Here is a 25,550-nt window from a genome sequence, read left to right as displayed (position 1 = left end):
AACTACCTCGCGCGGTCTCGAACTACCTCGCCGAATTTCGCACTACCTCGCGGAGATCCGAACTACCTCGCGCGGTCTCGAACTACCTCGCCGTCACGCGGTGAAGGTCAGCCAGAGCAGCGCGACGTTCAGCGCGACGATGACCGCGGCCACCGCCCATGCGACCACCTGCGTGGCCACGCCGTTGCGGAAGCGGCCGAGCAGGCCGGCCTCGCGGGTGATCCGCACCAGCGGGATCATCGCGAAGGGGATGCCGAAGCTCAGCACCACCTGGCTGACCACCAGCAACCACGTGGGCGACACCCCCGTGGCGAGCAGCACGATCGCCGGGATCAACGTGACGAGCCGCCGCGCCAGCAACGAGACGCGCACGCGCAGCAGGCCCGACATGATCTCGGCGCCGGCGTACGCGCCGACCGACGTGGACGCCAGGCCCGACGCGAGCAGCCCGACGCCGAAGAGCACCGCGACCACGGGGCCGAGCGAGGCGGAGATCGCGGCGTGCGCGCCCTCGATCGAGTCGGTGCCGGCGCGCCCCGGCAGGTTCGCGGCGGCGAGGAGCAGCATCGCGATGTTCACGCCGCCGGCCAGCACCAGCGCGGCGACGACGTCCCAGCGGGTCGCCTTCAGCAGGCGGCGCGCGGTCGCGACGGAGGGCACGGCCCGGACGGCGTCCTCCGCCGCGGCGGCGTCGTCGTCGGCGCCCGCACCGGAACCGGCCGCGAGGCGGTGCCGCTGCTGCACGCGCGCGTCGTGCCGCACGCGGTCGCGCGCGAGCGAGGAGTGCAGGTAGATCGCGTGCGGCATCACGGTGGCGCCGAGCATGGAGGCGGCCAGAAGCACGGACTCCGGCCCCGCGAGCCGCGGCACGAGCCCGCCGAAGACGGCGCCCAGGTCGGGCGGCGAGAAGAACAGGCCGGCGCAGAACCCCACGGTGAGCACGCCGAGCATCGACGCCACGACCGTCTCGAAGACCCGCTGGCCACGACGCTGCTGCACGGTGAGCACCAGCATCGACACGACCCCGGTGATGACGCCGCCCAGCACGAGCGGCACGCCGAACAGCAGATGGAGCGCGATGGCGCCGCCGATCACCTCGGCGATGTCGGTGGCCATCGCGACCACCTCGGCCTGCACCCAGTACGCGATCCGGCCGCGGCGCGACAGCCGTTCGCCGAGCACCTCTGGCAGCGACCGGCCCGTGACGACCCCGAGCTTGGCGGAGAGGTACTGCACCAGCACCGCCATCGCGTTCGCGGCGACGAGCACCCAGACCAGCAGGTAGCCGAAGCGAGCGCCGGCGGTGAGGTTGGCCGCGACGTTGCCGGGGTCCACGTACGCGATGGCTGCGACGAACGCCGGCCCGAGCAGAGTCACCAGCCGGGCGGGACGCACGCCCGCCGTACGGACGGGCGGCGAGCCCGTGGACGGACCGGCGGCGGCCTCGGCAGGGGTCGGTCGGCTCACGGAGCTCCTCCGGGTCGGACGGCGCGGCAGGTTTCGGCTACCCGAAACCATAGACGTCTGTACCCGTATCACGCATCCCGTGGACGGCCCGGCGCGACGCCGGAGCCGGTCTGACACCATGTCGGGCGTGCCCTCGACCGACCCGCCCGCCGCCCGGCGCGCCCGCAGCCCCCTCCGGGCGGCGCTCCGGTCCCGCTGGCTGCTCGCGATCGGCTTCGTCGTCGTGCACGCCTGGGTGGTGCGGGACGCGATCGGCTGGGCCTACACGATCTACGGCGACGTCACGCTCTACGAGTGGTGGGCCCGGAACGGTCTGACGACCGGCGAGTGGCCCGTGCTCGACTACGACTGGGTGTACCCGGCCGGCGCCCTCGTGCCGGTCACCCTGCCCGCGCTCCTGTCGCAGGGTGTGCTCGGCTACGAGATCGTCTGGACGGCGATGGTCGTGGCGCTCGACGCCGTCGCCGTCGTCGTGCTGGTGCGCGTCGCCCCGCGCGGCGTGCTCGGCGCCTGGTGGTGGCTCGCGTTCCTCCTCGCCCTCGGTCCGATCTTCATGGGCCGGCTCGACGGCGTCGTCGCGCCGCTCATCCTGATCGCCCTCGTCGTCGCATGGAGACGGCCCGTGCTCGCGGCGGCAGTCGCGACCGCCGGGGCGTGGATCAAGATCGCCCCCGGGGCTGTGGTCGTGGCGCTGGCGGCCACCCGCGCCCGCTGGAGCGACCTGGTGCGGCAGGTGGTCGTGCCGGGCGCGGCCGTCAGCGTGGTCGTCGTCGGGCTCGCCCTCGCGGGCGGCGCCGGGGAGCGCGCGTTCAGCGTGTTCGGCCAGCAGGAGGCCCGCACCCTTCAAGCCGAGTCCGTGGCGGCCACCTGGTTCAGCGTGGCGCGGCTGTGGGACCCGACGGTGCGCATCGACTTCAACGACACGATCTTCACCTACGAGGTGCAGGGCGAGGCCGCCCGCCAGGTGGCGGGTGCCCTCGACTGGCTTCTGCCGGTCGCGGTGCTGCTGCTCGCCGCCCTGACCTGGTGGACGGCGCGCCGCCGGCCCGACCACGCGGGCGACATCCTGCTGCTCAGCACCGCGGCCCTGCTCCTCGCGCTCATCGTGTTCAACAAGGTCGGCTCGCCGCAGTTCGTGGCCTGGATCGGCCCGCCCCTGGCCGCCGCGATCGCGCTGGCCGGCCCCGGCACGCGCCGCCTGTGGGGACCGCCCGCCGTCGGCGTGCTGCTCACGGCGCTGGCCACCCAGCTCGTCTACCCGGTCGGGTACGGCGAGTTCCTGAGCGGCGAGCCGGCGATGATCGTCGTCGAGGGCCTGCGCAACGTCGCGCTCGTGGTGCTGCTCGGCGGCGCGGTCTGGCGGATCGCGCAGCTCGGCCGGGACGGGGTCGGCGTGCCACGGGGCACCGTCGCGCCCGGTTCACCGGCCGCCGGTTCACCAGCCGCAGCCTGACCGTTCGTCGGTCGTTCACGCGAACCTCCCCCGGCGGCCACCCGCACTTCCCACCGTCACCTGCGACGGCGTGCGCGTCTTCGGGCCCGACGTCCCCGGACCGGACGGGGTGCTCGAGAACCGCGCGTCCCGCACCTCGAGCCGGAGTACGTGACCGTCTCGAAGGACTCCCGCACCGCGTACGTCGCGCTGCAGGAGGCGAACGCCGTCGCGGAGGTCGACCTGCGCCGCGCCCGCACCACCGACCTGTGGTCTCTCGGCAGCAAGGACCACTCCGCGGCCGGCCAGGGCATCGACCCGTCCGACAAGGACGACGAGGCCGCCGTCCGCGAGGTCCCTGTGCGGGGCCTGTATATGCTCGACGGGATGGCGTCGTACACCTCGCGCGGCACGACCTACCTCGTCACCGCGAACGAGGGCGACGCCCGCGAGTGGGGCGACTACGTCGAGCCCACGCGGGTCAAGGACCTGGGCGAGGACGGCGTCGCGCCCGTGTGCGAGGGCTCCCCCGCCGCGTCCCTGCTGGGCGACGCGGACCTGGGCCGGCTCAACGTCACGACGGCGTCCGGGCTGAGCGGCGACGGCTCCTGCTACGAGGAGCTGTACGCGTTCGGTAGCCGGTCGTTCTCGATCTGGACGACGGACGGCGACCTCGTCTTCGACTCGGGCGACACGTTCGAGCAGGTCACGGTCGAGGCATTGGGCGACGCGTTCAACACCAACCACACCGAGATCGGCTTCGACGGCCGCAGCGACGACAAGGGCCCCGAGCCGGAGAACCTCGCGATCGGGCAGGTCGAGGGCCACACCTACGCCTTCGTCGGCGTGGAGCGCGCGAGCGGGGTCATGGTCTTCGACATCACGACGCCGCGGAGGTCCGAGTTCGTCACTTACGTGCCGAACCGCGACTACTCCGTGTCCGTCGAGGACGCGATCGACGACGGTGCGGACCCGGCCGACGCGACGGCCACCGCCGGCGACCTGGGGCCCGAGGGCCTGGCCTTCATCCCGGCGTCCGACTCCCCGACCCGCAAGCCGCTGCTCGCCGTCGCGAACGAGGTGTCCGGCACGACGACCCTGTTCCAGGTGGACCGACTCTCCGGGCGCCGCTGACCTCTGGCACGGGACCACGCCGATCCGACCCCCGGCGTACCGTGCCTGCTATGACCCTTGCGCAGTACATCGACGAGTGCGCCAAACGGGCGGCGCTGGTCCTCGGCCACGGGGTCGAGGCGAGCGTGACCCTGCGCGAGCACGGGGTCTCGCTGAGAGCAGGGAACAGCACGCCCGCCGCCGGCCGGTGCGACCAGGCGGAAGCTAGGGCGGACACCGGACCGTGCATCGACGCGATGCGTGCCGGGTCGGTGCTGGCGACCGCGGTCCCGACGGCGCCCCCGGCGTGGAAGGCCTGGCAGTCCGCCGCGGAGCGCGAGGGCTTCGTCAAGGCGCTCGCCGTCCCGGCAGAGGTGGGGCCCGGCGTCCGGGTCGCCATCAACGTGTACTCGCGCGATCACGGCGACTGGCCCGCCGGGCTCCTCGACGCGGCGTCGGCGTCCGTCCGCCTCACCGCGGATGCGGTACGCCTGCAGCTGCAGTTCTCCGACCTGGGCGACGCCGTCGCCGGCCTCTACCGCAGGATGTCGGACCAGGCGGCCGTCCAGCAGGCGGTGGGCGCCATCATGATGTCCAACGACTGCACCGAGGAGGACGCGCGCCGGACGCTGTGGTCGGCGGCGAGCCGCCGCGACCTCAGTGAGCGCGAGGTCGCCGAGACCGTCGTCCGCTCGCTCGTGCTGGGCGGCGAGGGAGACGCCGTGGGCGACGATGTCGACCGCTGAGGCCTCGCCCGTGCTGTGTCGTGCATCCGGGATCGGTGGAAAACTGACAGCGCCGGCAACAGGACGGGGTGAGCGGTGAACACCTCCGAACTCCTGGGCCTGCTCGCCCGCACGCTCGCGACCCTCGGCGAGGACAGCCCCGTGGCCGAACGGATGTGCCGGGCCTGTGTCGCGGTCCTCGGCGCGCAGGGCGGCAGCCTGACGGTCGCGACGGCGCCGGGCGAGCAGCTGACCGTCACCACCACCGACTCGACGGTCGCCGAGATCGAGAGCATCCAGGAGGTCCTCGGCCAAGGCCCGGGGCGACGGGCTCTCGACGACGACCGGATCGTCGTCGAGCCGCTGCGGGGCCCGCCCGACACGGACGACGACTTCCCCCTGTTCTCCCAGCTGGCCGGCCAGGCGGGCGGGCCCGCGAGCTGGTATGCCGTCCCGATGCGGGTCGGCGGGCAGCCGATCGGCGTGCTCGGGCTCTACGTGACCGCCGAGGGCCTGGCCCGCGACCTCGAGGACGCGCAGTTCCTGGCGGACGCCGTCGGCACGGCCGTCCTCGGAGAGATCGACCAGCCCGGCTGGCCGACGCGCGCGCAGGTGCACCAGGCCACCGGCATGGTGACCGCTCGGCTCCGGGTATCGCCGGCCGACGCCCTCGACGTCCTGCGCGCCCACGCCTTCGCGTGCGACGCCACGCTGGAGGAGGTCGCCGAGGAAGTGGTGGCGCGGCGCCTCACCTTCGCGGACGACGCCGGAACCGTCGAGAGCCGTCGGTCGGAAGAACCCTGACGGGCGGCACCCACGCCTCCGTCAGATGTGCCCGAGCTCGAGCAGCCGGGCGACGGCGGCGCGCCGGTCGATCTCGTGCCGGTGCGCCACGTCCACGACTCGTTGGGCCAGCTCGCGCACCGCCACGTTGCTGTCGTTGGACGCCTTGCGCAGCATCTCGAACGCGTGGTCCGTCTCCACCTCGTACAGGACGGCGAGCACGCCCTTCGCCTGCTCGATCCCGCCACGGCTGGCCGAGGCGGCGCGGATGTCCGCCAACGCACGGTCGCTCGCTCGCTCGACCACCGCAGCGGTGAAGTCGACGAAGTAGCCCGCGACCTCGACGGCGCGCCCTCCGGTCGCGGTGCGCCCTCGGCCGACGAGGGCGACGGTGCGCTCGCGACTCCCGGCCGTCACGATCCGGTGCAGGCTTGAGAAGGGCACGGCCGCACGGCAGCCGGTGTCCAGCGCCTCCCGGACGGCCCCTCGGTCGTCCGGGTGGGTGTGCGTGATCACGAGGTCGGTGGTGGGAACGACCTCGTGCGGCTGGAACCCGTGCAGGAGGTACACATCGTCGGACCACGTCCAGCGATCGGTCTCCGGCTCGATGCGGAACCGGCCGACCAGGCGAGCGGACCGCAGAGCCGACGGCTGGTCGATCTCCGTGGTGTCCGCGGGCAAGGTGGTGTCCGCGGGCAGAGTGGTGTCTGTGGACAAGGCTGCCTCCGACACGGCTGAAGCGGACCGGCCACTCCTTGACCGGCGGCACGACTTTAGCAATCGCGCCGGGCTCGCGCCGGGTGCGAGACCGGAGGTCGGTCAGGAGCTCGGCGCCCCGTGCTGCTCGGCGTACCGCCGGAACCAGTCGAGGGCGAAGCGCTGCGAGGCGAGGCCGTAGTCGAGCGTGGCGCGCTGGAAGGCGAAGACGTCGCGGAACTCCTCGAGGATCTCCTCGGCGTCGATCTTCTCGCCGAAGGCCTCGAACCGGTCGAGGTCCTTCTCGATCCGCGCGATGATGCGCGTCAGGACCTCGGCCCGGTCCGCGGGCTCGAGCATGCCGAGGAAGAAGAGCCGGGGCAGCGCGGCGGCCTCGGCGTCGGGCCCGGTCATCGGGCCGTTCATCCAGGTGTGGAACGCGTCCCGGCCGGCGTCGGTCACGCGGTAGGCCTTGCGGCCCCGCGCGCCCGGCTCGGCCTCGTCCACCTCGATGAGCCCGCCGGTCAGCAGCGTCTCCAGCGCCCTCCGGATGCTGCCGGAGCTCGCGCTGTAGAGGAGCGAGACCGCGGCCTCGAAGTTCTTGACGAGGTCGTACAGGCTCTGCGGCCGGAGCAGGAGCAGGCCGAGGATCACGTGCGCCATGGGGCGACCCTAGACCGTTGACGCTCATAGACCTGTCTAGTAGACATGTCTATGAGACTGATGGTGGACGAAGGAGACTCCCATGGCACAGCAGGACACGGTCGACCGGCTGAGGGCGTCGCTGGAGCGGCGCGCGCGACGCCGCTCGTCGATGCCGGCGCCCCAGGTGCTGGTCGTGGCGCCCCGGTTCGAGCTCGAGTCCGGCGGCGCGCGGCCGTTCCACACGGCGAGCGTCGGCAAGGTCATGACGGCCACGCTCGTCGCGATCCTGGTGGAGCAGGGCCGGTTCGTCTACGACAGCCCGCTCGGCACGGTGCTCCCGGCGTCCGACATCGACGGCCTGCCCGCCGCGCCGGGCGTCGACAACGCCTCCGACGTCACGGTCGAGCACCTGCTCACGCACACGAGCGGGCTGCCGGACTTCTTCGAGCCGCCCCGGGGCACCCGGACGGCCGTCTCGACCCGCACCGTCGCGGCCCAGCCCGACCGGCACTGGGCTCCCACGGAGCTGCTCGACGAGGTGCGGACCCTCCCCGCCGACGGGCGCCCGGGCGAGAAGTTCCGGTACAGCGACACCGTGATGGTGCTGCTGGGCCGCATCCTCGAGGAGGCCACGGGCGAACCGTTCAACGCCCTGCTGCGCAAGCGGATCTTCGAGCCGAGCGGGATGGAGCGCAGCTCCACGCCCTACAGCGACGCCCGCACCCCGGCCGACCTCGCCGGGCTCGACGTCGCGCCGTTCTGGCTGGGCAGGCACGAGCTCAGCCACGCGCTCAGCATCAGCCTCGACTGGGCCGGGGGCGGGATCGTCGCCCCGCCGTCCGACCTTGTGGCCTTCCAGCGGGCACTGCATGGCGGGCGCCTCGTCTCCCCCGAGACCCTCCGGTGGATGGCCGCGCCGCGGCACCGCCGCCGTCGCGGCATCCACTACGGAGCCGGGATGGTGACCGTGCGGTTCGGGGAGTTCACGCCGCCATTCCTGCGCGGGCTGCCGGAGCCGGTCGGCGGGCTGGGCCACTTCGCCACGCACATGTTCTTCTACCCGCAGCACGACGCCCACGTGGTGCTGAACTACCACTCCTACCGGCGTATGAACCAGAGCTTCACGACCCACGCGCGCATCGCTCGGTTCCTCGCGGCGGGCGGGTGAACGCTGCCGGCTACGGCCGGCGCACCGGTGGCTCACCGCGGACCGGTGCGAACCGGTCCGGTTCGGTGCGGAGGAACCCCTCGCCCCGGGTCAGCCCCGAGAGCCGGGCCCGCAGCTCCTGGACGCTCCGCGCGGGCAGGCTGCCCGTCAGGACGGCGAGCCCGCGCTCGACACTGGTTCCCTCCGGGGTTCCACCGAGCGCGGCGACCGCGCCCGTCACCGGCCCCGTCGTGTCCTCGGGCACCTCGAGGACGATGCGGTGCAGCGGCTCGCACACGACCGTCCCCGCGCGCAGCAGCGCAGTGGCGAGCACCCGCGGCGTCAGCCCGCGGAAGTCCGCGCCCGTGCTCGACATCGCCTTGTTGAACTTCTGGTGCATGTGGCTCTGCCGCGGCGAGTAGCCGGAGTGCGTCATGACGACGGCGACGTCGGGCACCGGCCAGCCGTGCGGGCCGCGGGCCAGGCTGCCGCGCACCGTCTCCTCGACGGCGGCGAAGAACGCAGGCGGCATGGCCCCGAGCTCCACCTCGAGGCGAAACGTGACGCCCGCCCCCGGCGGCGCCGGCTCGACGCGCAGGCCCACCGTCGCGAGGAACTCGTTGGGCGCCACCTTGTTGAGCTCCACCGCGTGGCCGGGCCGCACCACCCGCTCGATGTGCGCGGTCGTCGTCACCGCGAAGCGCGCCTGGACGCCGTACTCGCGGGCGAGGGTCTCGGCGATCACCTCCCGCTGCACCTGGCCGTAGAGGGAGACGGCGACCTCGCCCGTCGCCGGGTCCCGACGCGCGCCGATCAGCGGATCCTGCTCGGCCAGCTCGGCCAGCGCCGCCCAGAGCGCGCCTCGGTCGGCGGCGTCGTCGACGTCGACCACCGTCTCGAAGGATGGCGGCGGGAACCCCGCCGCGGCGCCGTCGGCCCGGGTGCGCTCGCCGACGACGTCGCCGACGCGCGCCGTGTCCAGGCCGCGCAGCAGCGCCACCCGGCCCGCGCCGACGCCGTCCGCGGGGTGCGTCGCGCCGTCCGCGAAGACCCGGATCCCGGTGAGGCGCTCGCGCTTGCCATGGCCCAGGTCGAGGCGGTCCCGCACGCGCAGCTCGCCGGACCTCATCCGCACGTACGCGACCCGCCGGCGTCCCGGGTCGCGCTCGATCTTGAAGACGACGCCCGATGGCGCGCCGTCGCTGTCGGCGCTCGACGCCGGCAGGTGCGTGCGCAGCCCGGCGACCAGCGCCGGGACGCCGGCTCCGGTCAGCGCGGACCCGACGTAGACCGGGTGGGCGGCGCCGCGGCGCGACTCGGCGGCGACGAACGCCGCGAAGTCCCGACCCTCCGAGGCGCGCGGCCGCACCACGGCGCGCGCCTCGCCCTCGTCCGCGACGACGTCGGCCATGACGATCGCGTCGCGGGCGAGGCGGCGGTCGATCTCGGCCACGACGGCGGCGGCGTCCGCCCCGCGGCGGTCGACCTTGTTCACGAAGACGAGCGTGGGGATGCGCAGCCGCTGCAGCGCGCGCATCAGCACGAGCGTCTGGGCCTGCACGCCCTCGACCGCCGAGACCACGAGGATCGCGCCGTCGAGCACGGCGAGCGTCCGCTCGACCTCCGCGATGAAGTCGGGGTGGCCGGGGGTGTCGACGAGGTTGACCGTGAGGTCGCCGACGTCGAACGAGACGACCGCGGCACGGATCGTGATCCCGCGTTCGCGCTCGAGCTCGAGCGTGTCGGTGGCGGTGGTGCCGGCGTCCACGCTGCCCGCGTGGTCGCGGACGCCCGCCTCGACGAGGAGGCGTTCGGTCAGGCTGGTCTTACCGGCGTCGACATGGGCGACGATCCCGAGATTGAGGTACGACAAGGTCCTTCAGGTCCGTTCGATGGGGGGTCAGGTCACGGAGCGTGAAGGGGTTCGTCATCGGTCGCTTCTCTCTCGGGTGGGTTCGGCTCAGCCAACTGCAGCCCGGCACCGCACGGCAACGCCTTTTCCCCGTGGGAGCGCTCAGGGATGTGACGGCGCCCGGATGCTAGGTTGCCGCGGGTGCGCAGAGTCTCGGTGGTGGGTGCGTCCGGGGCGGGCAAGTCCACGGTGGCCCGTCGCCTGGCGGCGCAGCTCGGGGTGCGGCACGTCGAGCTGGACGCGCTGTTCTGGGGCGCGGACTGGACGCCGCGACCGCGGAACGAGTTCGAGGCGGACGCCCGGCGTGCCGTCGCCGGCGAGACCTGGGTGGTCGACGGCAACTACTCCCCCCTCCAGGCCGAGTTCTGGGCTCGCGCCGACGCCGTCGTCTGGCTCGACCTGCCCACGCCCGTCGTGATGGTGCGCGTATACCGGCGGACGCTGAGCCGCGCCGTCGACCGCACCGAGCTCTGGCCCGGCACGGGCAACCGCCAGCGCTGGCGCGACGCGCTCGCGCCGTGGTCGGAGGGCTCCATCGTCCGCTGGTCGTGGGACCAGCAGCAGCGGTACCCCGAGCGCTACGGGTCGGCGATGACCGACCCCGCGAACAGGCACCTGGCCTTCCACCGGTTGGGCTCACGCGGTGAGGTCGACACCTTCCTGCGGAGCGCGGCAAGACACTGAGGCCCGCCGCCCTGAGATCGCCACGCGAGTCCGGCTAGGTTGGTGCGGTGTCGATGCTGACGTCCCCTCCCCTGTCCGACGACGTGATCCGCCTTCGCCCGTGGCGCGAGGACGACGCGGACGCGCAGCTCGCCGGGCTCAGCGACCCCGTCTTCCTCCGATCCTCCGACTGGGTGCCGAAGGACCGCGCACAGATCGTCGAGCGGATCCGGGCGCTCGAGCGGGTGCGCGAGCAGGGCTCGGAGATCCACTGGGCGATCGTCGCCGTCGACGATGACTCCGACCTGCTCGGCGAGGTGTCCCTCGGCGGCGTCGACCACCGACAGCGGCGCGCGAGCGTGGGGTACTGGCTGACTCCCGGCGCCCGCGGGCGCGGCGTCGTGACCCGTGCCGTCCGGCTCGTCGCCGAGTGGGGCTTCACCGATCTCGGTCTGGCCAGGCTCGAGCTCACCTGCGCACCCGACAACCTCGCCTCGCAGCGGGTCGCCGAACGGTGCGGCTTCCAGCGGGAAGGGCTGCTCCGGTCGCACCTGTCCTTCCAGGGCGGTCGCCGAGACAGCCTGGTCTACGGGCTCTTGCCGCACGAGCTCGTCCGATGACGGTGCCGCCGCGATGACTCTCCGACGCCGCGCCGGTCCACCCTCCATGACCAGAGTGGTGGGCGACATCTCGATCTCGTTGGACGGGTTCGTCACGGGGCCGAACCCCGGGCCCGAGAACGGCCTGGGTGATGGCGGCGAGGCGCTGCACACCTGGGCGTTCAGCGACGACCCCGTCGACCGCGAGCAGCTGCGCACCGCCACGGAGAGCAGCGGCGCCGTCATCCTCGGCCGCCGCCTGTTCGACGTCGTCGACGGGCCTCAGGGCTGGTCCGACGAGGTGGGCTACGGCGCGCGCGAGGTCGGGACTCCGCCGTTCTTCGTCGTCACGAGCAGCCCGCCGCAGCGGACGCGTCTGTCCTTCTGGACGTTCGTCACGACCGGCCTGCCCGACGCCGTCGAGCAGGCGCGCTCGGCCGCGCGCGACGCGGCCGAGGCGACCGGCGCCGACCGGGACGTCGTCGTCATGGGCGGCGGAGCGACCGTCGGGTCGGCCCTGGACGCCGGGCTGCTCGACATCCTGAGCCTGCACTTCTCCCCCGTCGTCCTCGGCTCAGGCATGCCGCTGTTCGTCGGGGGCCGCCGGCACGTCCTCGTGCAGCGGAAAGTGTCGCCGTCGTCGACGGCGGTGCACGTGGTCTACGACGTCGAGCGCTGATCGAGGCCCGACGCGCCGGCGTCGAGCACGAGGGCGGCCAGCGCGCGCCGCAGCGCGTCGGTCTCCGGGCCGGGTTCGAAGGCGGGGATGCGCAGGAAGTCCTCGAGGTCGGCGCGGGAGAAGTCCCCCAGCAGGTCGGCGCGGCCGTCGCGGATCGACTCGAAGACCGTGGGGCCGTGGACGAAGACGGGGTCGGTGAGCCGCAGCCGGCCGTCCGCGGTCTGCATGATGTTGCCCGGGCGGATGTCCGAGCCGCCCCAGAGCCCGTAGCGCCGTGCGCCGTCCGCGAGGAGGTCCTCGATCCGACGCCGCAGGTCGACGACGGCGGGATGGTCGGCGAGGTCGGCGCCCGCGTCCTCCGGCGCGATCGAGTCCGTCGCGCTGCCGACGCCGAGGGACGCGGCGAGCTCGCGGGCCCGGCCCTCGTCCGCCGGGTACAGCCGCTCCATGACGACGACGTAGCCCCGGTGGCGCAGCGGCACGACCTCGTCGACGCGCACGACACGAGGAACGGGTGGGGCGCGCCCGCCAGGCAGTCGTCCGCGAACAGGCGGAACGCCGGGTCGAACGCCGTCACGCGCGCTGCCAGCGTGTCGTCGGGGGACGCGAGCACCCAGGCCCATTCCCCCGTCCCGACCTCGTGCCAACCTGCGGACTCGAGGAGTGCGCGGGCGTCGTCCGCGGTGGTGTCGGGGGAGAACGTCGGAAGCACGACCCCAGGATCCGCCCTGGCCACCGGTCCGTCAGGTCGTTTCGCGCTCTCTCGCCTACATGCGTTCGGGAGCCTCGATACCCAGGAACTCCAGGCCCGCGGCGAGGGTCTGCTCGGTGAGCTCGCACAGGGCGAGCCGGTTCGACCGGACGGTGGGGTCCTCCGCGCGCAGCACCGGGCAGGTCTCGTAGAAGTCCGTGTAGGCGCGGGCGAGCCCGAAGAGGTAGGTGCACAGGCGGTGGGGCTCGAGCGTCTCGGTCACGTCGCGCAGGGTCTCCTCGAACTGGTCGAGGGTGAGCGCGAGCGCGCGCTCGGCAGGCTCCAGGCGGACCTCCGGGTGCACGACGGCGTCCGAGGCCCCGGCAGCCGCGGCCTTACGCAGGATCGACCGGATCCGGGCGTGCGCGTACTGGAGGTACACGCCCGTGTTGCCGTGGAACGCGACCATCTGGTCGACGTCGAAGACGTAGTCCTTGGTGCGCGTGTTGGACAGGTCGGCGTACTTCACCGCGCCGATCCCCGCTGCGTGGGCGATGGCCTCGAGCTCGCCCGCGTCCAGGTCAGAGGCGCGCTCGGCCAGCACCTCACGGGCGCGCTCCACGGCCTGGTCGAGCAGGTCCGCGAGCCGGACCGTGTCACCGGCGCGCGTCTTGAAGGGCTTGCCGTCCTTGCCGAGCACCGTGCCGAACGGGACGTGCACGGCGTCGACCGTCTCCGGGAGCCACCCCGCGCGTCGCGCGGTGTCGAAGACCATCCGGAAGTGCAGGGCCTGGCGCGAGTCGACGACGTACAGGATCCGGTCGGCCTTGTACTCGTCCACCCGGAGCCGGATCGTCGCCAGGTCGGTCGCGGCGTAGCCGAACCCGCCGTCCTTCTTCTGCACGATCAGCGGGACCGGGTCGCCGTCCGGGCTGAGGACGCCGTCGGTGAACGTCACCACCGCGCCGTCGGACCGGGTCGCGATCCCGGCGGCGAGCAGCTCCTCGACGACGCCGGGCAGGGCGTCGTTGTAGCGGGACTCGCCGTCGAAGTCGTCGCGGTCGAGAAGCACGCCGAGGCGCTCGTAGATCACCTGGAAGGCGTCCGCGGACTCCGCCACCAGTTCCCGCCACGTCGCCACGGTGGCCTCGTCGCCGGCCTGGAGCGCGACGACGCGCTCGCGCGAACGGTTCACGAACGCCGCGTCGGCGTCGAACTGCTTGCGCGCCGCACGGTACAGCGCGTCCAGCGCCGCGATCAAGGCCTCGCCGCGCCAGACTGCCTCCGGATGCTCGTCGAGGTACTGGATGAGCATGCCGAACTGGGTTCCCCAGTCCCCCACGTGGTTCTGGCGCACGACGACGGCGCCGAGGTGGCCGAACGTCCGCGCGAGGGTGTCGCCGATGATCGTGGAGCGCAGGTGCCCGACGTGCATCTCCTTGGCGACGTTCGGGGCGGAGTAGTCGACGACGACGCGCTCGTCGCCGCGCGGGTGCCCGACGCCGAGCCGGTCGTCCGCGAGGCGCGCGGAGACGTTCTCGAGGATCGTCCGGTCCGGCACCGTCAGGTTGACGAACCCGGGCCCGGAGACCTCCGCCGTCGCCGCGTCGCCCAGGTCGGCCGCGAGGCGGACCGCGATGTCGCCGGCGATGTCCCGCGGGGCTCGCTTCGCCTTCTTGGCGACGGCGAGCGGGGCGTTGGACTGGAAGTCCGCGTGCTCGGATCGTCGGACCAAGGGGTCGGACCCGGCCAGGTCGGCCGGGAGCGACGTGGCCATGGCTGCGGAGGTCGCCGCCTCCATCTGCTCCTTGATCGTGACGACACGAGACATCGAGTGAGCCTTCCGCTCAGCAGGGGTGGGACGCCGTCGAGACGGCGAGCGCCAGTCTACGGAGCGAACGCGGGAATCTAGCGGGGGCCCAGGGCCTCGAGCAGCACGGCGACGGCCATCGCACCGGTCGCCAGGGCGACCACCAGCAGCGGCGCCTTCCGACCCCGCACCAGCGCGCGGATCTCCGCGACGACCACCCAGACGAAGAGCACCGCGATCAGCAGGTGCCACAGCACCGGGCCCACCGAGGGCGCCTCGACGATGTTCTGCGCATGCCGCCACCACGTGCTGATCAACAGCCCCGCGATACCCGCCTGGATGAGGAGGATGCCGACCACGGCAGCTCCCCGCAGCAGACCGGGGCCCTGCTCGCCCGGGCCTGTTTCGAAAGAGGCCGTCACGCGCCGCGAGTCCATCTGTCGGTCGTCTCCCCGAGGTCATGTCTTCGACGTCGGTCGTCCGACGCCTGGCCGACAAGTGTCTCAGGCGGCCACGGGGCGACGGGGCGGCGGCACCAGCCCCTCGCAGACCGGACACCATTTCGCCCCGTGCGGCCGCTCCCGCCCGTGAGCCTCGTGAGCGCGGCGTAGCATCGTGGAGATGGCGGCGCTCGCTCCGGATTCACCGTACGCAGCACGATCGGGATGGACCGATCCTGCGGTCACGACGATGCGTCGAGCGTTCTTGAGCTCACTCGCCGTCGTCCTTGTGGTCGTCGCCGACGCGGCCTGGAGGATGCCCGGGCCGCACTGGCTCTTCCTGGTCGGATACTCCGTCCTGATCTGGGCCGTCCTCCCCGTGCTGGCGACACTCGCGGTCACGGGCCTCATCGCGCTCTTCTCAGACGTCGGGCTCCCGCGGTGGGTGACGGCCGCGATCGCTGCGCTCGCGACGGCCGCGTGGGCCTCCTGGGGAGTCGGTTACCGCTACGGAGGGCTCGTCTACGGACTGGTGCTCGGGCTCGGCATCGTCGGCGCGAGCCTCGCGCTCGGGGCCCGCTGGAGGATGGGTACGCGCGTCGTGGCCGCGTGTGCGATCGCCGCTTCCACTGGTGCGATCGTCGCCCTGAGCCTCTGAGCTGACGAGCACGCGCACACCTGCGCGCCGGCCTCAGCCGCGGAACTGCTTCCAGGTCCCCTCGGAGACGACCTCGACGGCGCCGTCGACCACCGCGAAGGCGGTCTCGTCGTCGACCGCGTACGCGGGGCCACCGAGGCGCGCCGCCCACCGTTCGGCGGCGCCCATCGTGTTGTCCGGCAGGTCCGGGTTGTCGAGGTGGGGGAACATCGAGAAGTCGACGACGCCGAGCGGCGAGACGTCGTCGTCCTCGGGCGGCGCCCAGCCGACGAACTCCTCCCCGATGTCCGGCGTCATCACCATGCTCCCGCCGCTCATCCCGACCCACACGGTCCGGTCGAGCGAGGGCAGCAGGTCCGCCAGGCCCGAGCGGCGCATCCAGTACGCGAGGTACAGGGCGTCGCCGCCCGCGGCCAGCAGGACGTCGGTCTCCCGCACCAGCGGCACCCAGCGCTCCTCCGGGATGCTCGGCAGCGCGGTCAGCTCGAGCACGCCGACCGACTTCCAGCCGATCCCGGTCATGTGGTCGGTGGTCCCGGTGATGAAGTTCCAGGCGTTGAGGCCCGGGCCCACCCACGGGTGCCCGTACAGCGCGGTCGGGATGCACAGGGCTGTGCAGCCGGAGATCGGCCGGCCCAGCAGGTCCTCCAGCGCGGTCCGGATGCTCGGGTTCCTGACGCCTGCGGATGTGAGCAAGAGCTTCATGGCGCGCCTCTCTGTTCGACGGATATCCCTGCAGACCGTGCCGCCGTCGGAAACTCATCGCCCCGGTGCGGAGCGGTGGGATCAGGTATTCGCTGTTCCCCGGCTCCGCCGAGACTCAGGATGGTGCGCATGCCGTTGGCCACCCCCACGCTGCCCACCGCTCACCTGCGACTGCGGCCCTTCATCGAGGCCGACGCCCCAGCTCCCGCTACGTCGACCATCCAACTCCCGAAACGTCGCACCATGAACTCCCGTTTTGGCGGAGGCCCAACTCCTGAATCGTCGCGGCCCGAACTCCTGTTCGGTCGCAGACGTGCACGCGCATCTCCGGCGACCAGCACGAGGCGGCCCCATCGTCGGCGCGCGATGTCGCAGCTCGTCCAGGTAGAGCCCTTCGTCGAAGCAGCGAGACCATGGCTGCTCGTACTCCGTGCCTAGCAACGACGGTGGGCCCCCACATCCGCGGAATCTCGCGGGTGGGGCCCTTCGGGTGGCGGTAGCGGTGGGCTTCAAAACGGCGCGTTGGCCCGCCCTGCTCGCCCGCGTCGTTCTGGCATCTGACCTGGACTTTTACGGCGCCGCCTGTTGGATCGGGTTGCACCCGCCGGCACCAATCCCCAGTCCAAAACGGAGGCAATCCGGCGACCTGTCGGCACCGCGGCCGGTTGGGACACTCGGAGGCGCCGTACCGATAGCGGAGCACGAGAGGTCGGCGGAGGTCCGGGTCAAGGGTGGCCGCAGGCCATCGCGCAGCGACGCCGCAGGCGCCCTTGATGCGGGCCGGAGCCGGCCGGATGCTCGGCTGTCGGTGCGGGGCCGGGCAGCTACTGTCCGCTATCGTCCTGCCACCGGCGATCCCGCCGGCTCGAAGGCCTGGAGGGACGGGCTGCAATGGGGTCGGTAGCGAGCCAACCAGCCTGGCTAGAGCGTATGAACGCCTGGGACAGGAGCTTTCGGCTGTGGGCTACCCCGATGCTCGGGCCGCCCCTGCTGGTTCTGGCGCTCCTCGCTCCGTTCCCGCCGGCGTGGTTCTGTCTCATCCTCGCCGCCCTGACGCCCGGGACGCTGGTCCTGATGTGGGTGCAAGCGCGCAAGTGGCGACTTCATCCCATGGCGGACGAGAGGACCTTCCTTCGAATCGCGGGGGGCCTCAGCGCGGTCGCCTTGCTGCTAGTTGCAGCGTTCTACGCAATGCGCCAGTGGGGCCCCGTAGCTGGCGCCGTCGCGGCAGTCGCCTACTACCTACTGGTGTGGGTGACAGCCCGGCACGTGGCCGCGCAGCTGGACGCCCGGCAACGGAGACGGGATGGAGCGGAGCGCGCCACGACTGTGGAGTGATGGCAGCGCCAGCGGCTTGTCCTGACGGCCACATAGCGAGGCGGTTCCGAGACTGACTCGGGACCGCCTTCGTCGTGCCGAGAGACCGAGCGGGTGGGGTGCGCAGCGAGCTTGCGAGCGGAGCGCGGAGCCCCGCCCGCGAGGTCGACCGCGTGGCGGAGCCGCGCCTTGAGTCAGTAAGGAAAGTACTCCCGACGGTAGTCGCCAAGATGGCTCCGAGTCCGCGGTTGGTGGCACGTACTCCAGGCATCAAGGGATGGCGTCCGCCCGTCCGTAGATCTATACAACCGCCCTGGTCGCGAACGCACATCATCGCAGGCAAGAGACGGCGCGCTCTCATCAGGCCGCATCGTCGCGACCGTCACGTGAATGGCCCTCTGATGTGAACTCACCGAGCTCAGGCATATATGCCTCGAACCGCTGACGGCATGGAAGAGCCACACGAGGACGCGGGAATGCCGCGGCGCCCCGCGCCCACGCGCAACAGTCGTTGCTAACTCACTGCCCTCACGCCAAGGACTTTGTCCTAGTTCGAATCGAGCTGTGGATCGCAGCAAGCCACCCGGCTGCCGCGATGACTGCGAGTACGACCCACCAGGCCTCGATCCTCCGTGCTTGATGTAGACACGTGGTTGCGAAGTTCGTTAACGGTATCGCCCCGTCGTAGACCAAACCCTTGGCAGCAGGGCCATACGAACATGTCACGGCGTCGACGATCACGGGGGCAGCGGAGAACCATAGCGCGCCGCCGACGACGAGCACCGCGACGATGCCGGTCACCCAGCTCGCAACGCTGCCTCGGCCACGGACCGCCACGGCTAACGTGACGACAACGATGGCGATCGCGGCAAGGAGCAGCACGACCCAAATGAGGACACCTAATAGCTCCCTCATTAGCGGTGCTTCAACGCGTAGAACTTCATCGAGGTTACTCCGCCGTCCCTCGCAAGCTTGAGCGACTGCGAGAACGGAATGTTGTAACGATTGGTCGACTTCTCGGATGGTACGGCATGTTATTACTGCCGGTCTTCTTCATTCCCGTGACGACCATGGTGTGGTCGATCGAGCCGTCCGCCTTGCCCTTGGGGTCCCGGTCGGCGAAGATCAGATCGCCCTGCTTGGCGCTGTACACGCTCTTGTACTTGGCTGCAACTCTTCACGTTTCCTCCACCTTGAGAAAATGACTCAGCCGGCACGGATCCCCCGCCATCGGCTCGTCCCGCAGGCCTTGCGGAACTGGAGCCCGCCGCAACGAATAGAACCACACGATTCGTCAGGGCGTTTGACAGACACGAAAACTCACCCGCTCTTGCGGTCACCCCCGCGGCGCGCTCTCTACCAGCGCCTTCGTACTCTCTCGCTATGCGTTCGACGCCGAGCACTGCCCACTTCGCCGCCTCGTGCCGTCGCACCGGTTCCCGCAGTCCTCACCCTCGCATGGAGAGAGGCCCGAGGGAAGCGCTTGTGACGCGGCGTTTGTAGCCACTACCTCACGGAGCACGGCCAGCGCCGTCGCGCGCCGCCCGCACGTGCGATCTGCCTCTGCCTGAGCCAATACCGCCGCTGGCGGGCGACCTGGATCACCCAGCGGTACGCCCGCACGGGCAGGAGCGGCGGATCCACGATCTCCACGGCGATCTGCATCACCTCTCCGTAGGTGCTCGAGAACTGGAAGGACGACCGCGTGAACGCCTGGCCGAAGTTCTCGTCGGGCAGCACCAGCACGTCGGTCACTTCGCTCAGCTCTCCCCGATCACTGGGGCGGCGGCCTACCCGGCGCACGACACTCAGACCTCGGGTACCGATATGAGGACGTCGATGGGCGTGAGGGACAGCGGCGGATCCGCACCGGTCGCGACGGCAAGCAGATGCTCGTAGCGATGAACGCTGCCGTGGAGGCAATGTTGCGCGTCGGCCAGGGCGTCATCGTGGACGGGCAAGCGTTCGAGCCCGACATCAACCGAGACCTCGAGGCCAGGCTGCGAACACTGGAGCGGCAAGGGCTGGCGACAGTCGCGATTGCCGAGCTAATAGTGGATGACCCCGAACTCGAAGACCGGCACAGCCGACACGAGCACCCGGTGCGACTGTCGCTCTTCCACAACAGCCTGCCTCCGCAGTCGGAGAACCCCAGCGTGGTCATCGACACGACCAGCCTCGATGCCGAGCAGGTGGCCGATCGGCTGTGGGAATGGCTCGTCCCGGTCTATCCGGCGGTCCGGTCCGGCAACGACCCGATCCGGTGAGTCTCCGGTGACCTGGGAACGACGAAGGCCCCACATCCGCATGATGCTGCGGGTGGGGCCCTCGTGTGGCGGTAGCGGTGGGCTTCAAAACGGCGCGTTGGCCCGCCCTGCTCGCCCGCGTCGTTCTGGCATCTGACCTGGACTTTTACGGCGCCGCCTGTTGGATCGGGTTGCACCCGCCGGCACCAATCCCCAGTCCAAAACGGAGGCAATCCGGCGACCTGTCGGCACCGCGGCCGGTTGGGACACTCGGAGGCGCCGTACCGATAGCGGAGCACAAGAGGTCGGCGGAGGTCCGGGTCAAGGGTGGCCGCAGGCCATCGCGCAGCGACGCCGCAGGCGCCCTTGACGCGGCCCGGAGCCGGCCGGATGCTCGGCTCTCGGTGCGGGGCCGGCACGTGAGCAGGAAAGCGACACCAGCCGACTGCCGGCGCACGGTCCGGTCGGCCACGGCGACCTGCGTAGACTCCGCGCCGTGCCTCCGTCACCGCGTCGCCGCCGACTCGTGTCGTTCTTGCTCATCATCGTCCCTGCCTGGATCGCCTCGATCGCGGTCGGTGGCCTGTGGCTTGCCGTCGGCGCCTTCTGGTCTGTGGACAAGTGGCAGGCCACACACGATGGCATCCAGGGTCGTTTCATCCCTCAGGTTGAGGACTGCGGGCCCAAAGAATGCCACTGGCGCGGCGACTTCGTGTCAGATGACGGAACGGACGACGTCGAGGACGTGCAGTTCTCCAGCGCTGGCGAACCCCAGCCCCAAGGGACCGGCGAAGCGATCGAACCGGTCGTCATCGCTCCAGGCGGGTCTGACGTCTACAACGCACATGACAGATCGTGGGGCCTCACGTGGGTCATGGTCGCGACGGCACCGCTCCTCACAGCGGCCCTGATCGCAGGAGCTCACCAGACGCGTGCGGACTGGCTGCGTAAGAAGCAGGCCTCCGAAGCGCACCCGGAGCCAGTTGCAGCACTCACGGTTTCTTGGAACAGGAGCGAAGGTTGACAAGAGACGTGGAGCAAGCTCGTCCGGAACCGGGGTCAGCGAACCTAGGTGCCGCCGGAGGCAAAGAGCTCGGGGGCGGGGACGTGATCTATCGAACGTCGCCATTTCTCCGCTATGCGTCCGCCATTTTTGGGCCGCTCTTCGCACTCCTGCTCCTACCACTGGCCACCCTCCCCGCGCACCCAGACGACACATTCGGCAGCACCCTCTTCGGGTACGCCCTCATGGGCGGAGGCGGGGTCTTCGCCCTCCTAAGCGGCCGCGGATGGATTCGCGTATCTGACGAGGGTCTGTGGGCTCGCAACATCGTGACATCCACATGGGTCCCGTGGAGCGAGGTCGTTGCGCTTGAGGCTGGGTCGAAGGTGGGCGTCGTCCTGCGTAATGGTCAGACATGGTGGTTCTGGGCGGTCCAGCGCGCGAACATCTCGGGAATGCTCAATCGCCGGTCGCGTGTCGACCGCGTCGTCGCTGAGATCGAGGTGCGTCGCACCAGGGTCGCTTCGCTCCGCACGCCAGCGAACGACACCTCGCGGAGGTCGCTGGTTCGACCCGCGTGGTGGGAGTGGATCGTCATCTCCGGATATGTGGCCGCAGCGATCGTCGGTCTCGCCGACGTCTAAAGGCCCGAGGACGCCCACGCTCGGCTCAACGCGGGCTGTGCGGCGGCTCATGCGATGCGGCAGACGGAGACGACACCGCCCGTTATGACCGTTCTCGATAGGTGGCGAAGGCCCGTACGGCACCAGGTGACAGCACCCATAGCTGACGCCAGGGCCATCGTCGTCCTGCGCGGCATGCCGGCCGGGCCAAGCGGTGGGGTGCGCGAAGCGAGCGGAGCGAGCGAAGCGCGGGGCCCCGACGCGGCGGTCCCGGGCGGCATGCCGCCCGGGGCGCAAGCCGCGCCTTGAGTCAGTAGAGAAAGTTCTCACCGCCAGGGCCGTAGGCCTTACCGGTAGTCGATACCGTCCTCGATCCGCACGTCACGCTCATCCTCGCGAGCCCCGTCAAACCGATACGCAGCGGCCATACCACGGAACATTTCGCTGGTACGAGGTGCTGATTCTCTGATTTCCTTAGCTATAGCGGCATAATTCTCAGCAATGTCGTACTCTTGTTGACCACCGTGGCCACGAAATACCACACCCCGATCATTAAAGAGAGCAATTCGAAATCCGCTGAGCATGGCGTCTCCGGGCGATGCCTCCAACGCCAAAAGAATCGCCGCGTCAGGATACGGTGCGCCAACTCTCGGTTTGACCCGAGCCAGCACTTGCCCCACCTCGTGCATCGCCTCCTCGACTCGATCCGAAGCGCTAGCCATCGACAGAACGTCGGCGATCCATGAGAGCAGCGTCTCCGCGGCTATCTGGTTGCCGTCAAGTTCCGGGGCGTATCGCATCCGGGACAGAAAGCCGAACGCCCGGAGCCTCACACCTGAATCCGTGACAGGAGGCTCTTCGGTCTCCAGCTTAGGCCGATGAACAAGATTGACGAAGTACATAAAGTCTGCCGCCGACCTTGAGGCCTCTACCTCTAACGCAAGAGGACCACCCCCGTCGAACTCAAGTACAGGAAAGAATGCCCACTCCAATTGGCAAACAACAGAGCGATCAACGGTTTCGTCCTCACGGACTACAGCAATCAAACCCTGGATCTCATGAGCCGACGGAAGACTCGCAGCCTCAGCCTCCGGTATGCCAATAATAAACTGAAGCCCTTGCACAATTAGCTCCGATCGCGCAGAGGCTTCGATTGAACTGTCATATAGGGAAACAAGATTCAGCGCGGCCGGGGCGCGGCCGTTATCGATCATTTCTCTCGCGACTGTTTCAGCATGCGCAAAATCCATGCCATGACCGTAGATTCCGAACTCTGCCCAATACGCCTCCGCCACAGGTTCGCCTAGTTCTTCTGCGCAATTCCACGCCTCCACCTCGCTTACATGCGAAAGAAGCAGTCTCGCCTGCAAGACCGGATCACCGGTGAGCGAGCGCGCAAGCTTCGGAACGTCTACGTTGCCGATAATTGAACAATTCACAAAATAGCCTCGTGCGAAGTGCCGGACCCCGGGATCCTCAGATAGAAGCAATTGTGCCATTGCTACAGGATCAGAGGGGTGATCGCCTCGTGCGAGAATCTGACCCGCACTCCAAACTCCGTTCGGATGAATCTTCGCCAATTCGAGGAGTCCTGCGAACCCCTCTTGGGCGAGAATGGCACCGACGGCTTCGGATTGCAGTTCCAATAGACGTGAATCCTCACCGCGAAGATCCGCAGGATCCAGCCCAAGATCCCATCTACTATCGCCAAAGAGCCACTCGACGCGCAGCCGTGCGAGCGCTGGCTGCAAGTGCTCAATCGCAGATTCAAGTCGCACTAGGTAATCCTCCGGCAGCGCCCACCCCGCACCTGAATGCTGGCGGTGCCTCCGGAGAATACTCTGTGATTCACGCCATACAAGCGATGTGCTGCGGTCCTCCGAAGGAAGTCTGCGAACTGCGGTCAAGATCTGGCTGAACCCCTGCGGTCCTACGTCGTCGAGTCCTTTGACTAAAGTAATCCAAAGCTCAGGGTATCGGGCGACAAGTGCAACCGCACCGTCAATCAGAGCCGCATAGATTTCGTACGCATCGGCCCAAGTGATCCGCTGGACGTTCGTCTCCCATGATCGAAATGACGTCCGATGCACTGCGATAAAGCCGCGCGAATCGCCAATTGTCCTCTCGATCAATTGTTTGGCGACGTCGGGCGCTAGACGCACACACCGTGAAATCGCAGCAACCCGACCGGATGTGTCGAGCGCACACTGAGGGGCTGTCGGCAGGAGCGCATCGTGAAGGACTCCCACCGGGGAAGGGTTAACACCTTCTCGCTCAACCACACGTGCCAAGGCTGTGGCCACTTCAATCGCACGCTCGCAGTGTTCAGCTGACCACATGATGGTTTGAATGGACCAAAGAATTGGAGCAAGGTTGTCCGAGCCGCCAAAGCCGATGGGAGACTCGACAGACGACTCGAGCGAATGCAGATTCTCCGCACTGCCCACAAGTTCAGTGCGGATCCGTTCGATGACAATGTCAGGTGATGCTTCGGCCAGAACCGGAAGTACGTTGGCTAGGGACATCCATCGGGCAGGCCCCCCGCCATTCGCCTGGAACAGATCGCGGACGACTTGATCAATCCGATCCTGTACTGTCGCGCCGGAGGATAAGGGTGTCGACCCGCACTCAGCTGCAAGGACCGCCAGCGTGTTCGCAATATTCTCCTGTACGCGTGGACCATAACGCCGACTCTTACCGCGCACGTTTGCAAGCCAACGCTCAGCAAGAGGAAGATCCAGAGCTGGGTCTATCTCGCCAAGTACTTCCAATGCAATCGGGCGAAACTTCGACAAGTCTGATTCGACCATGTCCGAACGCTCTGCGAAATACATCGCGGAATCGTTGGGCGTCGTGACTCGCCAGACGTTGCCGACATGAGCAAATATCGGATCGGCCGAGTTTACATCTCGGCTTACGGACGCGATCGCATCGTCAATGCCGGCGCCGGTTAGGGAATGAACGAGCGACTCGCTCTCATCGCTACCCTGCTCCCAGCCACCAAGTAGCCACAAGCGTCTGAACGAAGTGTCCTCGAATTCCCGTGTCCAAGACGGGTGAGCTGCTTGACTGCACACAAGTCGATACCGATATAGACTTTGACGAGCAGCCAGCGCGAACTTCTCGGCCAGTTCGAATCCTACGTCGCTCGCTTTTAGGAGCTCCGCGAGCTCACGCCTACTCGACTTTGGCAGAACTATGGCGCTCGGTCCAGACGTGTTGATCTTTATCGCACGATGTTCTTGAAGCGCGCCTAGATCAGAGATGTTCAGTTGTGTAACGAACACAAGTGGAGTTTTGGACCTGCCGATAAGACTACGAAGTGCGGCCAGATCGTCGCAGACGATCAGGTCTGGACCCTGCTCAAACGTTGAGCCCAGCGCCGCAGCCACAAATGCACGCCCGTCTTCACCGCTAGCGGCTCGCAACTCGATGGAGGTCCGCGTGCCGTGCAACCAGTCCACTAGTTGGGCGCGCTCATCAGAACGGGTTGCCAGCACGAATCCTGGCGTCAAGGGTACGGTGAACACCTTGCTGTAGTGGTCCCACCATTGTTCAAGAGTTTCTGCTTCGACACCCCGAAGCTGGGCGAGATCGCAGAACAGGAGCGCCGAGGAGACATCGCGATCGAGCGCCGCGGACAGGTCGTCGACGTCATACGCTCTCACGTCCTTCCATATACCGACTGCGCGCTGTTGCGCTACCCACTCGTCTTTTTTGGGCCAGGATCGCGAAGTCACCGCGACATAGGTCGTCTGGGAAGGCTCGACGTTGCCAGGCTTTCGACTGCGTTTGTCCAGATCTTCGGTGGCCTTTGCCGATGGATCGGCGTTGACGCCTAGCTCCCACACCGAACGCCCTGCGGGAACGAGGATCGACGATTCGCCAGCTTCTATCTCACCGTCATAACCACGCAGCCGGGCACCCTCGCTCGCGCGCATTTGGAGGTACGTGATTGTTGCGTTGTCGTGCGAGATGATGCTTCGCAGGATCCGCGGCAGATCAAATCCAGCACTGACCTCATTGGACCAGTGCAGGACATCCTGACGATCCACTAGAAACGACATGCGACCCCCTTCGTCCGCGCAAGCCCACTCGTCATCGAGGCGGCGCGTTGTGATCAGTGAGGTGTTCTCACCAGGGACAGTGAGCTGATCGGCGCGACGGTGCGCTGACCTGCGGTTCGTCCGGCGGGT

22 protein-coding genes are annotated in these 25,550 nt (G+C 69.3%); 12 read left to right on the top strand and 10 right to left on the bottom strand.

The features are described from left to right. Nucleotides 1–93: 93 nt before the first annotated feature. Nucleotides 94–1,467 (bottom strand): Nramp family divalent metal transporter, encoded by a 1,374-nt coding sequence (locus AC1C2W_RS00110; protein ID WP_495412034.1) that lies wholly within the window; start codon nucleotides 1,465–1,467, stop codon nucleotides 94–96. A gap of 127 nt (nucleotides 1,468–1,594) precedes the next feature. Here AC1C2W_RS00110 and AC1C2W_RS00105 point away from each other — a divergent pair, with 127 nt between their 5' ends. The 4 genes from AC1C2W_RS00105 (at nucleotide 1,595) to AC1C2W_RS00090 (ending at nucleotide 5,541) form a co-directional block, all read left to right on the top strand. After that, nucleotides 1,595–2,920 carry a glycosyltransferase 87 family protein gene (locus AC1C2W_RS00105; RefSeq protein WP_495412033.1) on the top strand — a complete coding sequence of 442 codons (1,326 nt, stop codon included), beginning with the start codon at nucleotides 1,595–1,597 and terminating at the stop codon, nucleotides 2,918–2,920. 150 nt (nucleotides 2,921–3,070) lie between these two features. After that, nucleotides 3,071–4,033 carry a choice-of-anchor I family protein gene (locus AC1C2W_RS00100; protein WP_495412032.1) on the top strand — a complete coding sequence of 321 codons (963 nt, stop codon included), beginning with the start codon at nucleotides 3,071–3,073 and terminating at the stop codon, nucleotides 4,031–4,033. A 50-nt stretch (nucleotides 4,034–4,083) separates the two neighbouring features. After that, entirely contained in the window at nucleotides 4,084–4,758 is a 675-nt protein-coding gene (locus AC1C2W_RS00095; RefSeq protein ID WP_495412031.1) for an ANTAR domain-containing protein, read from the top strand. 75 nt (nucleotides 4,759–4,833) lie between these two features. Beyond that, entirely contained in the window at nucleotides 4,834–5,541 is a 708-nt protein-coding gene (locus AC1C2W_RS00090; protein WP_495412030.1) for a GAF and ANTAR domain-containing protein, read from the top strand. A gap of 21 nt (nucleotides 5,542–5,562) precedes the next feature. On the opposite strand, the gene AC1C2W_RS00085 is transcribed toward AC1C2W_RS00090, so the two are convergent. Further along, complete coding sequence (locus AC1C2W_RS00085; protein WP_495412029.1) at nucleotides 5,563–6,237, bottom strand: PAS and ANTAR domain-containing protein; 675 nt, start codon at nucleotides 6,235–6,237, stop codon at nucleotides 5,563–5,565. A gap of 102 nt (nucleotides 6,238–6,339) precedes the next feature. Continuing rightward, on the bottom strand, nucleotides 6,340–6,879 hold the full coding sequence (locus tag AC1C2W_RS00080; protein WP_495388395.1) for a PadR family transcriptional regulator: 540 nt from the start codon (nucleotides 6,877–6,879) through the stop codon (nucleotides 6,340–6,342). Between the two features lie 82 nt (nucleotides 6,880–6,961). On the opposite strand from AC1C2W_RS00080, the gene AC1C2W_RS00075 reads away from it, so the two are divergent. After that, on the top strand, nucleotides 6,962–8,029 hold the full coding sequence (locus AC1C2W_RS00075) for a serine hydrolase domain-containing protein (RefSeq protein WP_495412028.1): 1,068 nt from the start codon (nucleotides 6,962–6,964) through the stop codon (nucleotides 8,027–8,029). A 10-nt stretch (nucleotides 8,030–8,039) separates the two neighbouring features. Here AC1C2W_RS00075 and AC1C2W_RS00070 read toward each other — a convergent pair whose 3' ends face one another. After that, entirely contained in the window at nucleotides 8,040–9,881 is a 1,842-nt protein-coding gene (locus AC1C2W_RS00070; RefSeq protein ID WP_495412027.1) for a GTP-binding protein, read from the bottom strand. 180 nt (nucleotides 9,882–10,061) lie between these two features. Between AC1C2W_RS00070 and AC1C2W_RS00065 the strand changes: the two genes are divergently transcribed. Genes AC1C2W_RS00065 through AC1C2W_RS00055 form a run of 3 tightly spaced genes read left to right on the top strand, consistent with a single transcriptional unit; the run spans nucleotide 10,062 to nucleotide 11,861 of the window. Continuing rightward, the gene (locus AC1C2W_RS00065) at nucleotides 10,062–10,604 is read left to right on the top strand and encodes an AAA family ATPase (protein WP_495388398.1); all 543 of its coding nucleotides are present in this window, start codon (nucleotides 10,062–10,064) and stop codon (nucleotides 10,602–10,604) included. A gap of 53 nt (nucleotides 10,605–10,657) precedes the next feature. Beyond that, nucleotides 10,658–11,203 carry a GNAT family N-acetyltransferase gene (locus AC1C2W_RS00060; RefSeq protein ID WP_495412335.1) on the top strand — a complete coding sequence of 182 codons (546 nt, stop codon included), beginning with the start codon at nucleotides 10,658–10,660 and terminating at the stop codon, nucleotides 11,201–11,203. 46 nt (nucleotides 11,204–11,249) lie between these two features. After that, a complete protein-coding gene (locus AC1C2W_RS00055; protein WP_495388399.1) occupies nucleotides 11,250–11,861 on the top strand; it encodes a dihydrofolate reductase family protein in 612 nt (203 codons plus the stop codon). On the opposite strand, the gene AC1C2W_RS00050 is transcribed toward AC1C2W_RS00055, so the two are convergent. The 3 genes from AC1C2W_RS00050 to AC1C2W_RS00040 form a co-directional block, all read right to left on the bottom strand. Beyond that, nucleotides 11,843–12,361, bottom strand: a complete 519-nt coding sequence (locus tag AC1C2W_RS00050; RefSeq protein WP_495412026.1) for a hypothetical protein — start codon at nucleotides 12,359–12,361, stop codon at nucleotides 11,843–11,845. The two genes, AC1C2W_RS00055 and AC1C2W_RS00050, sit on opposite strands and share 19 nt — an antisense overlap. A gap of 267 nt (nucleotides 12,362–12,628) precedes the next feature. After that, on the bottom strand, nucleotides 12,629–14,383 hold the full coding sequence (gene argS / locus AC1C2W_RS00045; RefSeq protein ID WP_495412025.1) for an arginine--tRNA ligase: 1,755 nt from the start codon (nucleotides 14,381–14,383) through the stop codon (nucleotides 12,629–12,631). Between the two features lie 77 nt (nucleotides 14,384–14,460). Then, nucleotides 14,461–14,784 carry a hypothetical protein gene (locus AC1C2W_RS00040; RefSeq protein ID WP_495412024.1) on the bottom strand — a complete coding sequence of 108 codons (324 nt, stop codon included), beginning with the start codon at nucleotides 14,782–14,784 and terminating at the stop codon, nucleotides 14,461–14,463. 283 nt (nucleotides 14,785–15,067) lie between these two features. On the opposite strand from AC1C2W_RS00040, the gene AC1C2W_RS00035 reads away from it, so the two are divergent. Beyond that, the gene (locus tag AC1C2W_RS00035) at nucleotides 15,068–15,460 is read left to right on the top strand and encodes a hypothetical protein (protein ID WP_495412023.1); all 393 of its coding nucleotides are present in this window, start codon (nucleotides 15,068–15,070) and stop codon (nucleotides 15,458–15,460) included. A 33-nt stretch (nucleotides 15,461–15,493) separates the two neighbouring features. Here AC1C2W_RS00035 and AC1C2W_RS00030 read toward each other — a convergent pair whose 3' ends face one another. Together AC1C2W_RS00030 and AC1C2W_RS00025 are read right to left on the bottom strand one after the other, a co-directional pair. After that, nucleotides 15,494–16,165 (bottom strand): Type 1 glutamine amidotransferase-like domain-containing protein, encoded by a 672-nt coding sequence (locus AC1C2W_RS00030; RefSeq protein ID WP_495388404.1) that lies wholly within the window; start codon nucleotides 16,163–16,165, stop codon nucleotides 15,494–15,496. A gap of 2,823 nt (nucleotides 16,166–18,988) precedes the next feature. Beyond that, on the bottom strand, nucleotides 18,989–19,237 hold the full coding sequence (locus tag AC1C2W_RS00025; RefSeq protein ID WP_495388406.1) for a hypothetical protein: 249 nt from the start codon (nucleotides 19,235–19,237) through the stop codon (nucleotides 18,989–18,991). A 146-nt stretch (nucleotides 19,238–19,383) separates the two neighbouring features. Between AC1C2W_RS00025 and AC1C2W_RS00020 the strand changes: the two genes are divergently transcribed. The 3 genes from AC1C2W_RS00020 (at nucleotide 19,384) to AC1C2W_RS00010 (ending at nucleotide 21,375) form a co-directional block, all read left to right on the top strand. After that, a complete protein-coding gene (locus AC1C2W_RS00020) occupies nucleotides 19,384–19,749 on the top strand; it encodes a hypothetical protein (RefSeq protein ID WP_495388407.1) in 366 nt (121 codons plus the stop codon). Nucleotides 19,750–20,263: 514 nt separating this feature from the next. Then, on the top strand, nucleotides 20,264–20,752 hold the full coding sequence (locus AC1C2W_RS00015; RefSeq protein ID WP_495388408.1) for a hypothetical protein: 489 nt from the start codon (nucleotides 20,264–20,266) through the stop codon (nucleotides 20,750–20,752). A gap of 365 nt (nucleotides 20,753–21,117) precedes the next feature. Then, the gene (locus AC1C2W_RS00010; protein ID WP_495388409.1) at nucleotides 21,118–21,375 is read left to right on the top strand and encodes a hypothetical protein; all 258 of its coding nucleotides are present in this window, start codon (nucleotides 21,118–21,120) and stop codon (nucleotides 21,373–21,375) included. A 326-nt stretch (nucleotides 21,376–21,701) separates the two neighbouring features. Here the strand turns inward: AC1C2W_RS00010 and AC1C2W_RS00005 are convergent, their stop codons facing one another. Next, nucleotides 21,702–25,421, bottom strand: a complete 3,720-nt coding sequence (locus AC1C2W_RS00005) for a hypothetical protein (protein ID WP_495412022.1) — start codon at nucleotides 25,419–25,421, stop codon at nucleotides 21,702–21,704. Between the last annotated feature and the right edge of the window lie 129 nt (nucleotides 25,422–25,550).

The sequence above is a fragment of the Isoptericola sp. Y581 genome, assembly GCF_059445475.1.
Note: the sequence above shows the minus strand (reverse complement) of the source record. Positions and strands in the feature narration are given on the sequence as shown.

Coding starts and splice junctions, on each gene's coding strand:
- AC1C2W_RS00060 (WP_495412335.1), top strand. CDS start 10,658: ATGCTGACGTCCCCTCCCCTGTCCGACGACGTGATCCGCCTTCGCCCG.
- AC1C2W_RS00055 (WP_495388399.1), top strand. CDS start 11,250: ATGACCAGAGTGGTGGGCGACATCTCGATCTCGTTGGACGGGTTCGTC.
- AC1C2W_RS00080 (WP_495388395.1), bottom strand. CDS start 6,879: ATGGCGCACGTGATCCTCGGCCTGCTCCTGCTCCGGCCGCAGAGCCTG.
- AC1C2W_RS00005 (WP_495412022.1), bottom strand. CDS start 25,421: ATGTCGTTTCTAGTGGATCGTCAGGATGTCCTGCACTGGTCCAATGAG.
- AC1C2W_RS00030 (WP_495388404.1), bottom strand. CDS start 16,165: ATGAAGCTCTTGCTCACATCCGCAGGCGTCAGGAACCCGAGCATCCGG.
- AC1C2W_RS00020 (WP_495388407.1), top strand. CDS start 19,384: ATGAACGCTGCCGTGGAGGCAATGTTGCGCGTCGGCCAGGGCGTCATC.
- argS (WP_495412025.1), bottom strand. CDS start 14,383: ATGTCTCGTGTCGTCACGATCAAGGAGCAGATGGAGGCGGCGACCTCC.
- AC1C2W_RS00095 (WP_495412031.1), top strand. CDS start 4,084: ATGACCCTTGCGCAGTACATCGACGAGTGCGCCAAACGGGCGGCGCTG.
- AC1C2W_RS00075 (WP_495412028.1), top strand. CDS start 6,962: ATGGCACAGCAGGACACGGTCGACCGGCTGAGGGCGTCGCTGGAGCGG.